The 17,429-nt window shown below is 66.5% G+C and carries 18 protein-coding genes; 14 read left to right on the forward strand and 4 right to left on the reverse strand.

Features of this window, described 5'->3' with window-relative positions:
• The 5 genes from U0L91_RS08045 to U0L91_RS08065 all read left to right on the forward strand — a co-directional run.
• On the forward strand, positions 1-224 hold a 224-nt coding region (locus U0L91_RS08045), incomplete at its 5' end, for a hypothetical protein (RefSeq protein WP_330045905.1).
• Between the two features lie 232 nt (positions 225-456).
• Complete coding sequence (locus U0L91_RS08050) at positions 457-1,398, forward strand: magnesium transporter CorA family protein (protein ID WP_330045907.1); 942 nt, start codon at positions 457-459, stop codon at positions 1,396-1,398.
• 104 nt (positions 1,399-1,502) lie between these two features.
• The gene (locus tag U0L91_RS08055) at positions 1,503-2,063 is read left to right on the forward strand and encodes an RNA polymerase sigma factor (protein WP_330045987.1); all 561 of its coding nucleotides are present in this window, start codon (positions 1,503-1,505) and stop codon (positions 2,061-2,063) included.
• Complete coding sequence (locus tag U0L91_RS08060) at positions 2,060-3,343, forward strand: hypothetical protein (RefSeq protein ID WP_330045909.1); 1,284 nt, start codon at positions 2,060-2,062, stop codon at positions 3,341-3,343. The genes U0L91_RS08055 and U0L91_RS08060 overlap by 4 nt, the downstream gene beginning before the upstream one ends.
• Positions 3,344-3,410: 67 nt before the next feature.
• Positions 3,411-4,295 carry a glycosyltransferase family 2 protein gene (locus U0L91_RS08065; protein ID WP_330045912.1) on the forward strand — a complete coding sequence of 295 codons (885 nt, stop codon included), beginning with the start codon at positions 3,411-3,413 and terminating at the stop codon, positions 4,293-4,295.
• Positions 4,296-4,347: 52 nt separating this feature from the next.
• On the opposite strand, the gene U0L91_RS08070 is transcribed toward U0L91_RS08065, so the two are convergent.
• On the reverse strand, positions 4,348-4,731 hold the full coding sequence (locus tag U0L91_RS08070; RefSeq protein WP_330045913.1) for a metal-dependent transcriptional regulator: 384 nt from the start codon (positions 4,729-4,731) through the stop codon (positions 4,348-4,350).
• Positions 4,732-4,815: 84 nt separating this feature from the next.
• The gene (locus U0L91_RS08075; RefSeq protein ID WP_330045915.1) at positions 4,816-5,673 is read right to left on the reverse strand and encodes an Ig-like domain-containing protein; all 858 of its coding nucleotides are present in this window, start codon (positions 5,671-5,673) and stop codon (positions 4,816-4,818) included.
• A 168-nt stretch (positions 5,674-5,841) separates the two neighbouring features.
• Between U0L91_RS08075 and U0L91_RS08080 the strand changes: the two genes are divergently transcribed.
• From U0L91_RS08080 to U0L91_RS08120, 9 genes are all read left to right on the forward strand, one after another.
• The gene (locus U0L91_RS08080) at positions 5,842-6,738 is read left to right on the forward strand and encodes a ribonuclease Z (RefSeq protein WP_330045989.1); all 897 of its coding nucleotides are present in this window, start codon (positions 5,842-5,844) and stop codon (positions 6,736-6,738) included.
• Between the two features lie 10 nt (positions 6,739-6,748).
• A complete protein-coding gene (locus U0L91_RS08085; protein ID WP_330045917.1) occupies positions 6,749-7,093 on the forward strand; it encodes a NusG domain II-containing protein in 345 nt (114 codons plus the stop codon).
• 10 nt (positions 7,094-7,103) lie between these two features.
• Positions 7,104-7,604, forward strand: a complete 501-nt coding sequence (locus U0L91_RS08090) for a GNAT family N-acetyltransferase (RefSeq protein ID WP_330045919.1) — start codon at positions 7,104-7,106, stop codon at positions 7,602-7,604.
• Positions 7,605-7,620: 16 nt separating this feature from the next.
• Positions 7,621-8,763, forward strand: coding sequence for an exonuclease SbcCD subunit D (locus U0L91_RS08095; RefSeq protein WP_330045920.1), 1,143 nt, complete (start codon positions 7,621-7,623; stop codon positions 8,761-8,763).
• Complete coding sequence (locus tag U0L91_RS08100) at positions 8,760-11,567, forward strand: SMC family ATPase (protein WP_330045923.1); 2,808 nt, start codon at positions 8,760-8,762, stop codon at positions 11,565-11,567. Before U0L91_RS08095 ends, U0L91_RS08100 begins: the two co-directional genes overlap by 4 nt.
• Before the next feature lie 17 nt (positions 11,568-11,584).
• Entirely contained in the window at positions 11,585-13,021 is a 1,437-nt protein-coding gene (locus tag U0L91_RS08105; protein WP_330045925.1) for an aminotransferase class I/II-fold pyridoxal phosphate-dependent enzyme, read from the forward strand.
• Between the two features lie 62 nt (positions 13,022-13,083).
• On the forward strand, positions 13,084-13,224 hold the full coding sequence (scfA, locus tag U0L91_RS08110) for a six-cysteine ranthipeptide SCIFF (protein WP_320866602.1): 141 nt from the start codon (positions 13,084-13,086) through the stop codon (positions 13,222-13,224).
• Between the two features lie 72 nt (positions 13,225-13,296).
• On the forward strand, positions 13,297-14,751 hold the full coding sequence (scfB, locus tag U0L91_RS08115; protein ID WP_330045929.1) for a thioether cross-link-forming SCIFF peptide maturase: 1,455 nt from the start codon (positions 13,297-13,299) through the stop codon (positions 14,749-14,751).
• Positions 14,751-15,905: an aldo/keto reductase gene (locus U0L91_RS08120; protein WP_330045931.1), complete on the forward strand. Its 1,155-nt coding sequence runs from the start codon at positions 14,751-14,753 to the stop codon at positions 15,903-15,905. Before scfB ends, U0L91_RS08120 begins: the two co-directional genes overlap by 1 nt.
• 53 nt (positions 15,906-15,958) lie before the next feature.
• On the opposite strand, the gene U0L91_RS08125 is transcribed toward U0L91_RS08120, so the two are convergent.
• Complete coding sequence (locus U0L91_RS08125) at positions 15,959-16,438, reverse strand: HD domain-containing protein (RefSeq protein ID WP_330045933.1); 480 nt, start codon at positions 16,436-16,438, stop codon at positions 15,959-15,961.
• On the reverse strand, positions 16,435-17,415 hold the full coding sequence (locus tag U0L91_RS08130; protein WP_330045935.1) for a TIGR03943 family putative permease subunit: 981 nt from the start codon (positions 17,413-17,415) through the stop codon (positions 16,435-16,437). The genes U0L91_RS08125 and U0L91_RS08130 overlap by 4 nt, the downstream gene beginning before the upstream one ends.
• Between the last annotated feature and the right edge of the window lie 14 nt (positions 17,416-17,429).

Here is a 17,429-nt window from a genome sequence, read left to right on the forward strand (position 1 = left end):
CCATCACGATTAAGGTTCCACAAGTTTCAGTATTGTTCAATTTTCAAGGTCCTGTGACCGCTGCCGGTGTCCCGGACAGCTCATTTATTATATCAAATCGTGTTTGCTTTGTCAAGCACTTTTTTGATATTTTTTTGAATCTCTTTCGAGATCCGGGAGCGCTTTCTCATCAAGCAAGTCATCCGGCTTTTCCGGGTTTCTTGACGTTCCAGCGTATTCCCTGAGCCTTTCGGCGGCCGCTGTCTCTCGCGACAGCTCATTTATAATACCACATTTCCAGAGAATGTCAACCCCTTTTTTCGAGTTTTTTCAAAACTTTTTGCGCGGATTCCTTTCTCTGCCGGAGTCTGCAAAGTTTCTACCTTATAATAGCAGCCAAACTTCCCTTTTTCGGCTCTTGCGCTTTGTCTGCGAACCCGCTATACTGGAAACTGGAAATGAACGGCGGTGATGTGAATGCTGGCAATCTATGCAACGACAAACGGGCATCTGACCCGTGCTTCTGAAATCACGGAGGGGACCTGGATCTCCCTGACGGCTCCCGAACTGTCCGAGGTGCGCCAGGTGGCGGCGACCCTCGACATTGAGCCGGCCGACCTGCAGGCCGCCCTTGACCCCGAGGAATCGGCCCGGATCAGTCTGGAGGACGGCTACACGGTGATCATTGTGGACATTCCCATCAAGAGCGCCGGGGCCGGGGAGGGCGTCTACACCACCATCCCGCTCGGCATCCTGCTGACCCAGACCACCATCACGACGGTCTGCTCGGTCGAGACCCCGGTACTGACCGATTTCGTGGCCGGGCGGGTGCGGGATTTCTCCACCAAGAAGAAGATGCGGTTCGTCTATCAGATTCTGTACCGGGCCGCCTCGATGTACCAGCAGGAGCTGCGGCTCATCGACCGCCGCCGTCAGGAGATCGAGAAGAACCTTGCCGGCACACTGCGCGACAGTGATCTGATGGAACTGCATTCCCTGGAATCCACCCTGGTCTACTTTGCGACCTCGCTGCGTGCCAACCACACGGTGCTGGACCGGCTGACCCGCTACAAGCGGCTGGAACAGTATCCCGACGATATGGAGCTGCTCGATGATGTCATCGTCGAGATGCGGCAGGCCATCGAGATGACCAGCATCTACCGCGACGATATCAAAGGTACCCGCGAACTGTTCAGCTCGATTCTGGACAACCGTCTGAACAACGCGATGAAATACCTGACCTCCATCACGCTGCTGATGGCCGTGCCGACCGTCATCTCGGGGTTGTACGGCATGAACGTCAGTGCCACCGGTGTCCCCTTCGCGGCCTCGGTCCACGGGTTCGGCATCGTGTGCACCCTGACGCTGGCCATCTGTGCGGCGGCTGCCTGGATTCTTCACAAAAAGCATATGCTGTAATCGTTGTGCAGGCTTTCGGGCCTGCTTTTTTTGTCGGGCACTGTAACGCGGGCGGGGTGTTTTCCTATATCATAGACAGAAGAGAAGAAAGGAAGGTGGCCGCCATGACGGACCGCGAGATCGTGGCCCTGTACTGGGCGCGGGACGAGGAGGCGATTGCCCGCACGGCGGAAAAGTTCGGCGTCTACTGCCGCCGCATTGCGCTGAATCTGCTGGGAAGCCGGCGGGATGCCGAGGAATGTGAGAACGACACCTGGCTGGCGGCCTGGCGCAGCATGCCCCGCAACCGGCCGGAACGGCTGGCGCCCTATCTGGGGCGGATCACCCGGAATCTGGCGCTGGATCTGTGGGACCGGCAGACGGCCGCCAAGCGGGGCGGCGGTCAGACCGAGCTGATCCTGGAGGAGCTGGAGGGCTGTCTGCCCGCCGCCGACCAGGTGGCCCGGCAGGCCGAGAGTGCCGAGACCGCCCGGGCGATCAGCGACTTTCTGCGCGGGCTGCCCGAGGAACCGCGCAACCTCTTTATCCGCCGGTACTGGTACTGCGATGCCACCGCCGCCATTGCGGCACGGTACGGCATCAGCGAAGGAAAGGTGCGGGTCACGCTGCACCGCACCCGGGAAAAACTGCGGGTATTTTTACAGAAGGAGGGCGTTGCCGTATGACGGCCCGAGAATTGTTTGAGGTCATCGGCCAGCTGGACGACGATCTGGTGCTGGCGGCCGATGCCGTCCCGCGCCGCAGGGCGCGGACGATCCTGCGGCGGGTGCTTCCGGCGGCCGCCTGTCTGTGCGTGACGCTGCTGGGCGTCTGGTATCTGCGGGGCAGCTCCGGCGCGGCCAGTCCGGGAACCGGCAGCGAGGCTGTCGCCGACCTGCGCAGCGAGGGTTCCCCCGAAATGCTGGCGGACGCCGCTGCGCCGGCGCAGTACGCGGGGGCGCTGAACGGCACCGAGGCCGCGGCCCAGCTGGAGGACAACGCCGGGGCGGGAAGCGTTTCGCTGATGGCCCGCCGGGCGGAGGAGCTGTTCTTTGCCGAGGGACTGACGCCGTCCGACGAGATGCCGGTCTACCGCAGCACGCTGACCGAGGAGGTCCATGAGGACGCGATGCGCAGCCGGCTGCGGCAGGTGCTGACCGCCCTGGGAGCGGACAGTGCCCAGGCCGACACGGCGGAGCTGGTCTCGGACTATGCGGGCGGGCTGGATGCTTTGCAGCAGACCGCCGACAAGCTGCGCAGCAAGGCCGAACAGTACGGCTGGGGTGACCAGGTGCTGCGGGAATACTGGAACGGCGCGGCCCGGCTGACCGCACAGGTGCCGGTCTGCGACGCCTGGCCGGACGGGCTGCGCGTCACGGTCTCCAACGATCTGTCGGTGACGGTGCAGGGCGAATCGGAGGACCCGCTGCTGTCGGTCACCACCCGGGCCGGGGCCGACGAGGCCGCCGGGCAGGCCGGCGAGCGGTACGGCGCGCTGCTGTCCGGGCTGCTGGGCGACGGGTACCGCAGCATCACGGACGGCGGGGACTGCGCCACCACGGGCGAAACGATGTCGGCGACCCTGCAGTTTGAATCCCGGCCGGGGTGCCGGGCTGCGCTCTCGCTCCGGACCGACGGGCGGCTGGCCTCGCTGCAGCTGACCGATCCTCCCATGGAGGAGCTGGGCCGTTACCCGGTGCTGGACCGGGAGGCCGCCGACCGGGAACTGGCCGCCGGCAACTATGTGGGCAGTTCCTCGCTGACCGCCGAGGAGCTGGCCGACCCCGACCGGCTGGTCTGTGCGCGGCTGTGCTACCGGGGCAGCACGCTGCTGTTCCCCTGCTGGGAGTATGTGGTGGACGAGGGCGAGACCTCCTGCACCGATGACGGCGAACCGCTGCACAGTTTCTGTGTGGTGTATGTGCCGGCCGTGGCGGTGAGCGAGCTGGCCGGGGCGGCGGACTGACGCTTGCCTTTTGGCGGATTTTGCGGTATAGTGTGACCAGAGTATCGCCGCAGAGGAGGGCCGCCGTATGCCGTCTGAGTCAACCTGTGAACCGCTGGTCAGCATCATTGTGCCGATCTACAATGCCGCCGATCATATTGCACGCTGTATCGAAAGTATCCGGCGTCAGACCTACCGGAATCTCGAGATTCTGCTGCTCAATGACGGCAGCAAGGATGTGAGCTTTTCGGTCTGCCGGTCCTATGCGGGCATTGACCGGCGCATCACGCTGATCGACAAGGAGAACAGCGGCGTCTCGTCCACCCGCAACCTGGGCATGCGCAAAGCGCACGGCAAGTACCTGCAGTTCGTGGACGCCGATGACTTTTTGCAGCCCTACGCGACCCAGCTGCTGGTGGAGAAGGCCGAGGCCTACCAGGCGGACATGGTGATTGCCCACTACAACCGGATTGAACCGCCGGCCCGGCTGCCCGAGGCCGTGCGCGACACCGTCGTGGAGCGGGCCCTTGACCCGATTCTGGATCCGAATCACCGGGTACAGACCTTCGGCTTTCTGATGGAAGGCGTGATGAACAAGAAAGCGTTTGCCTGCGGGCTGATGCAGGAACCGGCCAGCTTCTACTACGGCGTGATGTGGAACAAACTCTACCGCGCCGACCTGGTGCGCCAGCACGAGGACGTGTGCTGCAACGAGGAGCTGGATTTCAGCGAGGACCTGTATTTCAATCTGAGCTTCATCCGGTATGCCGAAACGTTCTACGCGCTGTCCACCCCGATTTACAACTATGTGCAGAACCCCGACAGCGCCGTGCATCATCTGAACCCCATCGACGCCCTGACCACCCGGTGGGAGCTTTCGGCCTATTATAAGGATCTGTACAAGCAGCTGGGCCTGTACGAGGCCAACAAGCTGCGGCTGAACAAGTATTTCTTCGGCATCGCGGAGAGCTGAGCCAAAAAAACGACCCCCGGAAGGTGATTCCTTCCGGGGGTCGTGCAGTTTGTCAGGATTCGGGAAGAAGATGCTGGCTTTCGGCAAAAGCGACCAGCTTTTCAAAGGTCTCGGCGCTCAGGTCATGCTCGATCTTGCAGGCATCCCGCGACGCCACCGAGGGATCGACGCCGATGGCCTCAAAGAAGCGGGTCAGCTTTTTGTGCCGCCCATAGATGCGGGTGGCAATCTCCAGGCCCTTGGGCTGCAGCACGATGGAACCGTTGCCGTCCATCGAGATATACCCCGCCTGGCGCAGGTTCTTCATCGCAATGCTCACGCTGGGCTTGGTGACGCCCATCTCGTTGGCAATGTCGATGGACCGCACCGCACCGTTGCGCTCGGTCAGCATCAGAATCTTCTCGAGGTAATCCTCGGCGGATTCATAAATTTTCACTGCCGCTCCCTCCTTCGGTGCCTCATTTGCGCATAATACAGTCATTTTAACACACGCCGGGGGATTTGGCAAGGGCGGCCCGGGTCAGGCCGTGGGGTCTCCCCCGTCAAACAGCCCCGCAAAGAAATTCCGCACGGTCTGCCCCGCCGATCGCAGCCACTCCCGCAGCGGCTCATGGGTCGGCGGCTGTTCGGTGCCGCCCGGTTCGGGCGAGGCGGCCGGCGCCGTTTTCCCGGTATCGGCAGACCCCGGCGCCGAGGGGCCCGGAGCCGCTGTCTCCGCCGTGGCGCTCTCGGGCGTCGCGGATTCCGGGGTGGCAGTCTCAGGGGTGGCGGTCTCGGGCGTTGCGGTCTCCGGGGTGGCGGTTTCCGGAGTCGCGCTTTCCGGTGTTGCGGTCTCAGGGGTGGCACTCTCGGGTGTCGCACTCTCCGGGGTAGCGCTTTCCGGTGTGGCCGTCTCGGGCGTAGCCGTTTCCGGGGTAGCACTCTCCGGGGTGGCGCTCTCGGGCGTCGCAGTCTCGGGGGTGGCAGTCTCCGGTGTCGCGGTTTCCGGCGTGGCAGTCTCCGGCGTGGCGCCGGGGGTATGTACGGTGATCTGCACCTCGGCGTAGAAGTCCAGGTCCACGCAGCTTACCAGCACGGTGGCCGTGCCCGGCGTCAGGGCCGTGACGACGCCGCCCTGGTCCACCGCGGCGACATCGGGATCGGTGGAGGCAAAGTGCACGACCGCCGACCCGGCCGCGGCCAGAAATGCCTGCCGGTCCTGGGTTGTCACCTCGGAAAGGTCCCCGGTATAGCGCAGCTCGCCGGGCAGCGAACACTGCTGCCCTGTCTGCAGCGCGATCTGCTGCGGCAGACGGAAGTCCTCGGCGCTGCACCCGCAGAGCACGCAGAGCATGACGGTGAGCAGCGCGGCAAATCCCAACAAACGAATCCTTTTCATAGTGAACAGTCCTCTCCCGGAATGACAGAAAAATCGGTGTTTCTGTCTATGATACGCGGCAGCTGTGAATTTTTCTACATGGTTTTGTGTAAGTTTGGCGGTTTGCACCGCCGGGCGGATGTGCTATAATACCGATATGGATTTTGCCGGAAGGAGGGCTGCGCCGTGATGACCGTTACGCTGCTGGGCACCGGCGGCACACAGCCGCTGCCCGACCGTGCGCTGGCTTCGGCCTGCATCACGGTGGGCGGTTCCACCGTACTGCTGGACTGCGGCGAGGGCACCCAGACCGCGGCCCGGCGCTGGGGCGTGAGCATTTTCAAGATGGATGCCGTCCTGCTGACCCACTACCACGGCGACCATCTGTTCGGTCTGCCGGGGCTGTGGCAGACGATGGCCGCCCTGGGCCGCACGGCGCCGCTGGTTGTGGCGGGGCCCGAGGGGCTCAGCCAGGTCGTGCGCGTCCTCTATGCGCTGGCCGGGCCGCTGCCCTTTCCGCTGCGTCTGCAGGAACTGACGGACGGCCGCGGCAGCTTTGAAATTCCCTGCGGGCAGGTGGAGGCCTTTCCGCTGCGGCACCGTGTGGACTGCTGCGGCTACGCCCTGACGCTGCCCCGGGCCGGGCGGTTTGACCCCGAGCGGGCCCGCGCCGCCCACATTCCTCTGCGCTGCTGGTCGGTGCTGCAGAGCGGCCGGCCGACGGAGGGATTTCTGCCCTCCCAGGTGCTGGGGCCGCCCCGCCGGGGGCTGAAGGTCGTGTACGCCACCGATACCCGCCCCTGCCCGGCGCTGCGCAAAGCCGCCCGGGACGCCGACCTGCTGATGATGGACGCCACCTATGCCGATGACGCCGACCTGCCCAAGGCCCGGCTGTACGGCCACGCCACCTGCCGCGAGGCCGGGGAGCTGGCTGCCCGGGCCGGGGTGCGGCGGCTGTGGCTGACCCATTACAGTGCCGCCGTGACCGATCCGGGACCCGGTCTTGCGGCGGCGCGGCAGGCCTTTGCCCCGGCCGAGGCCGGGCGGGACGGCATGTCCCTGACGCTGAAGTTTGATCCCGATTGAGGAAACTGCTTTGAAAAACAAATCCACCCGCATGAATCTGGTGTTCCTGGCCGTCGTGCTGGCCGCCGCCTTGCTGCTGTGGCTGCTGTCCGGCCGGGCCGGCGCCGGCGCCGGGCACACCGCCGTGCTGACCTACGGCGATGAGAACACCGAGCTGCGCATCCCGCTCGACCGGGATCAGCGCTATGACATTGATACCGGCTACTATACCATCCATCTGGAAGTCAGCGGGGGCGGCATCCGCTTTGTGGACAGCCCCTGCCCCGACCATACCTGCGAAGGGTTCGGCGTGCTGCGCAAGGAGGGCGACTGGGCCGCCTGTCTGCCCGCCCGGGCCAGTGTGACCGTGGAATGAGGAGGAAGCGATGAAACCGATTTACAAGCAAGTGACCAAGACCCGCTATGTGGAGCAGATTGAACAACTGGCACAGGAGATCTTTGTGCAGCATTACCACAAGCTGACCCCCAAGGTGGCCCGTGCGCTGGCCGACACCTACCAGAGTGCCGACCTGACCGACGACCAGATTCACAGCGGCACGGTGAACTACTTTCTGATCGAGCTGGGCGGCGAGGCCGTGGGCTATTTTGCGCTGGACCTGGCGCCCGCCGGGGCGGTCTGTCTGTCCCGGCTGTTCCTGCTTGAGAAAGCCCGCGGGCAGGGCATCGGGCGGGGCGTTGTGGCCTACGCCCAGAAACTGGCCGAGGGCGACGGGCGGAGCCGTCTGTATCTGAAGGTATGGGCCCGGGACCTCAAGGCGGAGAGTTTCTGCAAGAAATGCCGGTTCCGCAAGAGCGATGTCGAGACCGTGGAGGTCCTGCCCGGCGTGACGCTGGAACTGGCGACCTGGGAAAAGTTGTGGCGCTGAAGGAGGGCGTGCTGCCGTGAAACTGCTGCATCTTGCCGACCTGCATCTGGGCAAGCGGGTCAACGGGTTTGACCTGCTGGAGGACCAGCGCGCCATGCTGGAACAGCTGCTCGACCTGTGCGACCGCAGGCATCTGGACGCCGTGCTGCTGGCCGGGGACATCTACGACGCCCCGGTACCGCCCGCCGCGGCGGTGCTGCTGCTGGACTGGTTCCTGACCGAGCTGGCGGCCCGGGGGCTGGCGGTGCTGGCCGTGGCGGGCAACCACGACAGCGCCGAACGGCTGGACTATGCGGCGGGGCTGCTGCGCGGGCAGCGGATTTTTCTGGCCGGGCAGTACACCGGCGCGCCGCGTCAGGTCGTGCTGGAGGATGCGTTCGGCCCCGTGACCTTTGACCTGCTGCCCTTTGTGCGCCCGGCCACGGTGCGGCATTTTGCCCCCGAGGCCGCCATCCAGGACGAGGATACCGCGCTGGCCGCCGCGCTGGCTGCCGCCGCCCCCGCCGACGGGCGCCGGGTGCTGGTTGCCCACCAGATGATCATTGCGGGCGGCCGGATGCCGGACTGTGCGGGCAGTGAGAGCTGCGCCGCGGATGTCCATGTGGGCACGGTGCAGGCCGCCGATGCGGCCCGGCTGGACGGGTACTGCTATGCGGCGCTGGGGCACATCCACCGCCCGCAGCGGGTGGGCCGGGACACCGTGCGGTATGCGGGCAGTCCGCTGTGCTACAGTCTGGACGAGTGCGGGGCCGAGAAGAGCGCCGTGGTGGTGACGCTGTCCGCCGCGGGGGCGGAGCCCGAGCTGGTGACGCTGCATCCCCGCCGGGCGATGCGGCATCTGACCGGACCGCTGGACCGGCTGACCGACCCCGCCGCCGTGACCGACCCCGAGGATTACATCTGGGCGACGCTGACCGACCCCACGCCGCGCCCCGACGCGATGAAGGTACTGCGCGCCGCCTACCCCAACGCGATGAAGCTGGACTACGCCCTCGGTGCACAGGAGGACGGCGCCGGTCCGGCCGCCGATGCGGCCCGGCTGCGCGCTCTGAGCTTTGAGGAGCTGTTCGGCGGATTTTTTGAGAAGATGCACGGCCGCCCGATGACCGACGCCGAGGCCGCCGCGCTGCGCACCCTGCGGGAGGAGGCCGCCCTATGAAACCCCTTCGTTTGATTGTCTCGGCCTTCGGGCCGTATGCGGACCGCTGTGAGCTGGACCTGACCCCGTTCGGCGGCAGCGGTCTGTTTCTTGTCAGCGGCGACACCGGCGCCGGCAAGACCGCCCTGTTCGACGCCATCACCTTTGCACTGTACGGCGAGGCGACCGGCACCTACCGCGCTCCCAACATGCTGCGCAGCGACTACGCCGACCCCGCGGCCGACACCTTTGTCTCGCTGGAATTCCTGCACCGGGGCCGGCGCTACACCGTGACCCGGTCGCCGGAACAGCTGCGCGCCAAGCGGCGGGGCACCGGTCTGACCACGGTGCCCGGCTCCGCCGAGCTGCTGCGGGAACCCGACCCGCCCGTGACGGGCGCCAAGGCCGTGACGGCCGCCGTGACCGACCTGCTGGGCATTGACTGCCGGCAGTTCTGCCAGATCTCGATGATCGCCCAGAACGACTTTGCCCGGCTGCTCAATGCGTCGAGCGCCGACCGGTCGGAAATTCTGCGCCGGGTGTTCGACACGGGCAGCTACCAGCGGCTGGCCAACACAGCCCGCACCAAAGCCACCGAGGCCCAGAACGCCGTGGACCGGGCCAATGCGGCGGTCTGTCAGCAGCTGCGCAGTCTGCTGCCGGTGCCGGGCTGTCCCCACACCGAGGAACTGGCCGAGATCCAGCGCAGCGGCGACGTCTACCGCGCCGCCCAGCTGCCCGACTGGATCGGCGAGATGCTGGACGCCGATGCCGACGCCGCGGCCCGCTGTGAGGAACAGATCACGGCGCTGGATGCCCGGATCGGCGAGCAGAACGCCCGGCTCAGCGCCGCCCGGGACCGGGCCGCCCTGCTGGATTCGCTGGCCCGCGCCCGGGCCCGGGCCGCGGAGCTGACGGCGTCCCGTCCCGCCAAAGAAGCCGCCTGGAAGGCCGTCGAGGCCCGCAGCGGCGAGCGGGATGCGCTGGCCTTGCAGCTCAGGACGATGGCGGAGCTGGCCCCCCGCTACGAGACCCTCCGGACGCTGGAACAGGCCGCAGCCGCGGCGAACCGCCGGGTCACCGACGCCCAGACCGCCCTGACGGCCGCCCGCCAGGCTGCCGAGGCCGCCGCGGCGGAGCGGGACCGGCTGGAGGAGCAGATCCGCACCTGCGGGGCACCGCAGGCCGAGCTGGACACCCTCGAAAAGACCGCCGAGCTGGCCGCCGGGCAGCAGGCGAGCTGTGAGAAGCTGCTGGCCGACGGCGCCGCCCTGGCGGATGCCTACGGGCAATGGCAGGATTTTCTGGCCGCCTACCGTGCCAAGCAGCAGACCGCCGACCGCGCCGCCCGGGAAGCGGACGACCAGCGGCGGCAGCTCAACGCGGCGCGGGCCGGACTGCTGGCCGCCGAGCTGCGGGACGGCGAGCCCTGCCCGGTCTGCGGCGCGACCGATCACCCGCACCCCGCCGCACCGGTTCCCTCCCATCTGACCGAGGCCGCCTGCACGGCCGCCCGCCAGAAGGCCGACCGGCTGCAGCGGGAAGCCGGCAAGGCCGCCGAGCAGTCGGGGGCTGCCAAATCCGCCTTCACGACCCGGCGGGAGAGCTTTTACCGCGACGCCGACGCCTTTCTGAAACGGCGCGCCAGACAGTACACCGGCCCGGCGGCCGCCGAGCTGGAACCCGACCGGCTGCTCGAAGCGCTGCGCGGCCAGAACGCCCGGCTCAAAGCGGGGCTGCAAGCGCTGGAACCCCGGCGGCGGGAACTGCGCAGCCGGCTGGAAGAGCTGGACCGGCTGAACCGGCGGCGCGCGGCACTGGCCGACGAACTGCCCCGCCGCACCGAGGCCCAGGAGACCGCCCGCACCGCGCTGGAAGCGGCCCGCGGCGAGTCCGAGCGGACGGCGGCCCGGCTGGAAGAGCTGCGCCGCGGCCTGACCTGGCCGACGGCCCGCGAGATGGAACAGGCCCGGGCGCAGACCCAGGCGCAGTATGACGCGCTGTGCGGTGCGCTGGACCGGACCGCCGAGGAGCGGCGCCGGTTTGCCGATGCGGTGACCGCGGCCGAGACCGAGGCCGCCACGCTGGCCGACCGGGCGGGCAACCCCGACGACCGGCCCGACCCCGAGGCGATGAGCCGGGCACTGACCGAACAGCAGCAACAGCGCGATGCGCTGCGCAGCCGGGCGGCCGACCTGCATCACCGGCTGGAGACCAACCGGGCCGGCGTTCAGGCGCTGCGCCGTGCCCTGAGCCGGGCCGACGAGGCGCGGCAGCAGGCCGCCGTGATGGACTGCCTGAGCAAGACCATCAACGGCAATCTGCCCCAGAAACAGAAGCTGCCCTTTGAGCAGTATGTCCAGAGCTTTTATTTTGACGGGGTGGTGGCGGCGGCCAACCGCCGCTTCACCCGGATGACCGGCGGGCAGTACACGCTGCGGCGCCGCAGCGGGGCCGACATTGCCGGCAAGACCGCGCTGGAACTGGATGTGTTTGACGCCTACACCGGCAAGACGCGGCCGGTGGCGTCGCTGTCCGGCGGGGAGAGTTTTCTGGCTGCGCTGAGCCTGGCGCTGGGCATCAGCGACACGATCCAGGAGAGCGCCGGCGGCGTGACGGTGGACACCCTCTTCGTGGACGAGGGCTTCGGCACACTGGACGCCGAGGCCCTGCAGAAAGCGGTGGACACGCTGACCGCCCTGGCCGGCGCCGACAAGCTGGTGGGCATCATCAGCCATGTCGAGGCGCTGCAGGACCGCATTCCCCGCCAGATTCTTGTCCGCAAGACCCGCTCGGGCAGCACGGCCCGGGTGGTTCTGCCCTGACTGTACCGGAGGTATTGATGAATCCCTATCTGCTGCAATCCCAGCTGCAGGCCTATGCGGCCTCGGGGCTGTATCCGCTGCACATGCCGGGCCACAAACGGCGGGTCTGTCCCGCCCCCGGCCTGCCCTATGCCTGGGACCTGACCGAGGTGCCCGGCGTGGACGACCTGCACGATGCCGACGGCATCCTGGCCGACGCGATGGCGCGCACCGCCGCCCTGTGGGGGGCCCGGCGCAGCTGGTATCTGGTCAACGGTTCGACCTGCGGCATCCTGGCCGCGGTGCGGGCCGCCGTGATGACCCGCCGCAGCCGGGTGCTGCTCTGTGCGCGCAACTGCCACAAATCGGCCTACCATGCCATCGAGCTCAACGATCTGCAGGTCCGCTGGCTGATGCCCGACCGCGACCGGGCGTTCGGCATCTACGGCAGCGTGTCACCCACCGAGGTGGAAGCCGCCCTGCGCGAATACCCCGACGCCGCGGCGGTGCTGCTGACCAGCCCGACCTACGAGGGGGCGCTGTCCGACCTTGAGCGCATTGCGGCGCTCTGCCATGCGCGCGGGGTGCCGCTGCTGGTGGACGAGGCGCACGGCGCGCATTATCTGCCGCTGGCCGCGCCCTACGGCTGGCAGGGCGGGGCCGTGGCGGCGGGGGCGGATCTTGTGATCCAGAGCCCCCACAAGACGCTGCCCAGCCTGACCCAGACCGCGCTGCTGCATCTGGCCGGGGACGCCGTCCCCGCCGAGGAGGTGGAGCGCCAGCTGGATATTTTTGAGACCAGTTCCCCCTCCTACCCGCTGATGGCCAGTCTGGACGGCTGCACCGGGCTGCTGGCCGCCGAGGGCGAGCGCTGGTTTGCCGGCTGGCGCCAAGCGCTGGACCGCTTTGACGAGGCCATCCGCCCGCTGCGGCGGCTGCGGGTGCTCTGCCACGGGCAGGACCGCGCGGCCGGGCATCCGGCGATCTTTACGCACGATGCGGGCAAGCTGCTGATCCGGGGGGCCGGGCTGACCGGCGCCGCGCTGGCCGACCGGCTGCGCACCCGGTTCGGCCTGGAAACCGAGATGTCCTGCGGGAACTGCGTGCTGGCAATGACCAGCCCCTGCGACGCCCCCGACGCCGCCGACCGGCTTGCCAAAGCCCTGCTGGTGCTGGACGGCGAGGACCCCGGCGGGCCCGACCCGGTGTGGACGGTGCTGCCCGACCCGGGCCCCGCGGTCTGCACGATTGCCGAGGCGCTGCGCCGGCCCCGCACCCTGCTGCCCGAGGCGCAGGCGGCCGGCCGCACGGCCGCGGAATACCTGTGGGCGTACCCGCCCGGCGTGCCGCTGATCGCCCCGGGCGAGCGCATCACCGAGGAGTTTCTTGCCCTGACGGGGGCGCTGCGGCAGACCGGGACGCGGCTGCACCACACGGGCGGCGGCGACGGGCAAAACATTGCGGTGCTCACTTGACAAAGTGCGGGCGTTGCGTGTATGATAAAGGAAATCCAATGATGATAAAGGAGTGACTTTTCATGAAGCACATTCAGACTCTCGAGACCCGTGACATGGCGAAGAGCCTCCAGAACGGCGGCTGCGGCGAGTGCCAGACTTCCTGCCAGAGCGCCTGCAAGACCAGCTGCGGCATTGCCAACCAGCCTTGCGAAAAGAAGTAATTTGACTGGCTTTTCTGCCGGGACTGCCTTGACCGAGGTGCTCCCGGTTATTTTTATGATATGAGGAATTGTATGATCCATCAGTATAAACTCAACGGCTACAACATTGTGCTGGACGTGTACAGCGGCAGCGTCCATGCGGTGGACGACGTGGCGTACGATGCCATCGCGCTGATCGACGCCGGCCATTCCCGCACCGAGACCGCGGCCCTGCTGGCCGACAAATACCGCAGCCATCCCGAAGTGACCGAGGCCGACATCGCGGATTGCCTGGATGACATTGACGAGCTGCGCGCCGCCGGCAAGCTGTTTGCCGAGGACATCTATGCCGACCGCGCCTTTGATTTCAAGAACCGGTCGTCGGTGGTCAAGGCGCTCTGCCTGCATGTGGCCCACACCTGCAACCTGAACTGCGAATACTGCTTTGCCGCCCAGGGCAAGTTCCACGGCGAAAGCGGTCTGATGAGCTTTGAGACCGGCAAGCGGGCGCTGGATTTCCTGATCGAGAACAGCGGCACCCGCCGCAACCTGGAAGTGGACTTTTTCGGCGGCGAACCGCTGATGAACTTCGAGGTCTGCAAGCAGCTGGTCGCCTACGCCCGCAGCGTCGAGAAGGAGAAGGGCAAGAACTTCCGCTTCACGCTGACCACCAACGGCATCGGCATCACCGACGAAGTCATCGAGTGGGCCAACCGCGAATGTTACAACGTCGTGCTCTCGCTGGACGGCCGCAAGGAAGTCAACGACCGGTTCCGCAAGGACCTGGCCGGCAACGGCAGCTATGACCGCATTGTGCCCAAGTTCCAGAAGCTGGTCAAGGCGCGCGGCGGCAAGGGCTACTATATGCGGGGCACCTTCACCCACTACAACACCGACTTCACCAACGATCTGTTCCACATGGCGGACGATCTGGGCTTTGACGAGCTCTCGATGGAGCCGGTGGTCAGCAAGCCGGGCAGCCCCGAGGCCCTGACCGAGGCCGATCTGCCGATGCTGTTTGACCAGTACGAGCTGCTGGCCAAGGATATGCTCCGGCGCGAGAAGGCCGGCCACCCGATCACCTTCTACCATTATATGATTGACCTGGAACACGGCCCCTGCATCTACAAGCGGATTTCGGGCTGCGGTTCCGGCACCGAGTACATGGCCGTCACCCCGTGGGGTGACCTGTATCCCTGCCACCAGTTTGTCGGCGATCCGGCCTACAAGCTGGGCGACATCTGGCACGGCGTGACCAACACCGCGCTGCGCGACGAGTTCAAGCTCTGCAACGTCTATGCCCGTCCGGACTGCAAGGACTGCTGGGCGCGGCTGTACTGCGCGGGCGGCTGTGCGGCCAACGCGCTGCACGCCACCGGCGACATTCACGGCGTGTATGAGTACGGCTGCCAGGTGTTCCGCAAGCGCATCGAATGTGCGCTGATGATCAAAGTTGCCGAACGTCTTGACCCGGCGCTGGCCGGCGGTTCCCGCACCGATGCGGCGCAGGACTGCGACGGCTGCGCCGACTGTGAGGAGGAATCCTGATGGAATATCGCGTCTGCCGCCGCAATCCGGCCCAAAGCACCGACCGGGACAGCAAGATCAGCCTGCTGGGCCTGGGCACGATGCGTCTGCCCCTGACCAACCCCGCCGACCCCACCAGCATTGATGAGGAGAAGGCGCAGGCCATCGTGGACTATGCCTATGCCCACGGTGTGAATTATTTTGATACCGCCTATCCCTACCACGGCCGGATGTCCGAGAAGTTCTGCGGCCGTGCGCTGTCCCGCTATCCCCGGGACAGCTATCATCTGGCCAGCAAGCTGCCGGGCTGGTTCCTGCACAGCGAGGAGGACGTGCCCCGCATTTTTGCCGAGCAGCTGGAAAACTGCCGCACCGACTACTTTGACTTCTATCTGGTGCACTCGGTCCACAGCGGCAGCTGGCCCAACTATGTCAAGTACCGCGCCTACGACCAGCTCAACGAGCTGCGCAAGGCCGGCAAGATCCGCCGTCTGGGCTTCTCCTTCCACGGGGACCCCGACCTGCTGCGGGAGGTGCTGGCCGCCGGCGACTGGGATTTTGTCCAGCTGCAGCTGAACTATTTTGACTGGGATTACCAGCAGAGCCGCGAAAAATACGAGATCTGCCTGGCCGCGGGCCTGCAGGTCATCGTGATGGAACCGGTGCGGGGCGGCATGCTCAACACCCTCTGCCCCGAGGCCGCCGATCTGCTGCGCGCCGCCGAACCCGAGCGCAGCCTGGCCAGCTGGGCCATCCGCTGGGTGGCCAGTCTGCCGGGGGTGCTCTGCGTACTGTCCGGCATGACGACGCTGGAGCAGGTTGTGGACAACACCGCCTCGATGGACCCCTTTGTGCCGCTGACCACCGCCGAGCAGGCCACGCTGAACCAGGCCCTGGAGGTGTTCCGGGCCCAGAAGCTGGTGCCCTGCACGGCGTGCCGGTACTGCATGCCCTGCCCCGCCGGGGTGGACATTCCCGCCATGCTGCGGGTCTGGAACGACCACCGGCTGCACGGCGACAGCGCCGCCAACCTGCGGGAAAACTACGCCGACGCCCCCGAGGCGACCCGCGCCGAGCACTGCATTGCCTGCGGTGCCTGCCTGACCAAGTGCCCCCAGCACATCGACATCCGGTCGATGATGGCTGCCATCCGGGACAAGGCCAAGGCCGAATAAGTCAGAGAAAAAGAGCCTGTGACCCTTGGGGTCACAGGCTCTTTGTGTTTGGATCAGTTCTGACTGCGCGAAAGCTGCGGCATCCCGCGGCTGAAGCAGGTTTCCCCCGCGGCGCAGAGTTTGTCGGCCAGGCAGACCAGCCAGGCCTCGCGGCAGGCCGGCGGCACCGGCGTCAGCGGGAACATATGGCGGGCAATGATGTCCTGTTCCACATCGCTGAGGTCCCAGTCCTGCAGGGCGTTCTGCAGCGCGGTGGCCGGGTGGGTGAAGCCGTGCCAGCGGTGGCCGTTGTCGGGGTCGTGCCAGTCATAGAGGAAATAATCGTGGAGCAGCGCCCCGCGGATCAGCGCATCCTCGTCCACCGTCAGGTGAAGCCAGCCGGCCAGCGTACAGGCCAGGCAGGCCACCCGCAGGCAGTGGGCATAGACCGTCACATTGCCATGCTGGATGCAGCGGCGGGTGACGGCGTAGCGTCCCTGCCGCTCCAGCAGGGCGGCCTGGCGCATCACCCGGTCCAGAACGGCCCCGGTCAACTGAAGGTCACCACGTCATCGCGCGGGGCCTCGGCGGGCTCGATCGCGGTGGCGGTAAGCACCGGACCGACCGAGTCCGGCGTCTGGCCCTTGTAGATCGGATGGTATTTCAGGTTGACCTTGGCGGTGACGGTGATCCAGTCGCGCTGCTTGAGGCTCTTGTAGTCGTCATAGCGGCAGGGGAAGCCGACGAACTGGATGTCCTGGATGCAGCAGGTCATGGCGAACCGGCCGGGGACAAAGCTGTCCTTGCCGGCGCGGGAGGTCTGGCAGACCTGCGCGAGGAAGCGGACGGTCTTGCCGTCATACTTCTGGGCGTCGTCCATGCAGTCCATATACCACACGCCGAAATACTCGGCCGGAATGTCGATGACCGGCGCAGTCACGTCAAAGGGCAGCGGGTCGGGAATATCGTCATAGGCCACGCTGCCGTTGGCGAACTCGTAGGCGATGTCGCAGCGGCGGCTGGCCTGGCGGACCAGCTTGTGGATGAGCTGGCGGCTCTCCTCGTCGTTGACCTTCTCGGCCCGGTTGACGACGAGCAGCTCGCTGCCGCGCAGCTTGTCCAGCAGCAGCGACCGCATCGCGTTGTCGTTGGCGTAGGTCTTGATCGTCGTGCCGTCGGCGGTGGCCAGGCACTGATAGATCAGCCAGTTGTCCGGCATGGCATCGTACAGGTCCTGCACCAGCCACATGCCGTTGTATTCGATGATGACGCGGCCGCAGTCCGATTTGGTGGCCAGCGCCTGCAGATTCTGGCGGTTCAGCTCGGCCTTGTCGGACAGCGTCGCCACCGTCACCCCGCCGAACGCAAAGCGGTCGGGGTCATATTCCTCCTCGCCTTCCTCGCAGACCAGAAGCAGCGTCTTGTCGCCCGAGTCAAACTGCGGGTCCTCCATCGTTTCCTGGATGAACTTGGTCTTGCCGCTCTCCAGCTGGCCCACGAACAGGTAGCAGGGGATCTCTCTTTGTGCCATGTTGGCCTCCTTTT

It is taken from the genome of Gemmiger sp., assembly GCF_036306485.1.
Taxonomy (GTDB): Bacteria; Bacillota; Clostridia; order Oscillospirales; family Ruminococcaceae; genus Gemmiger.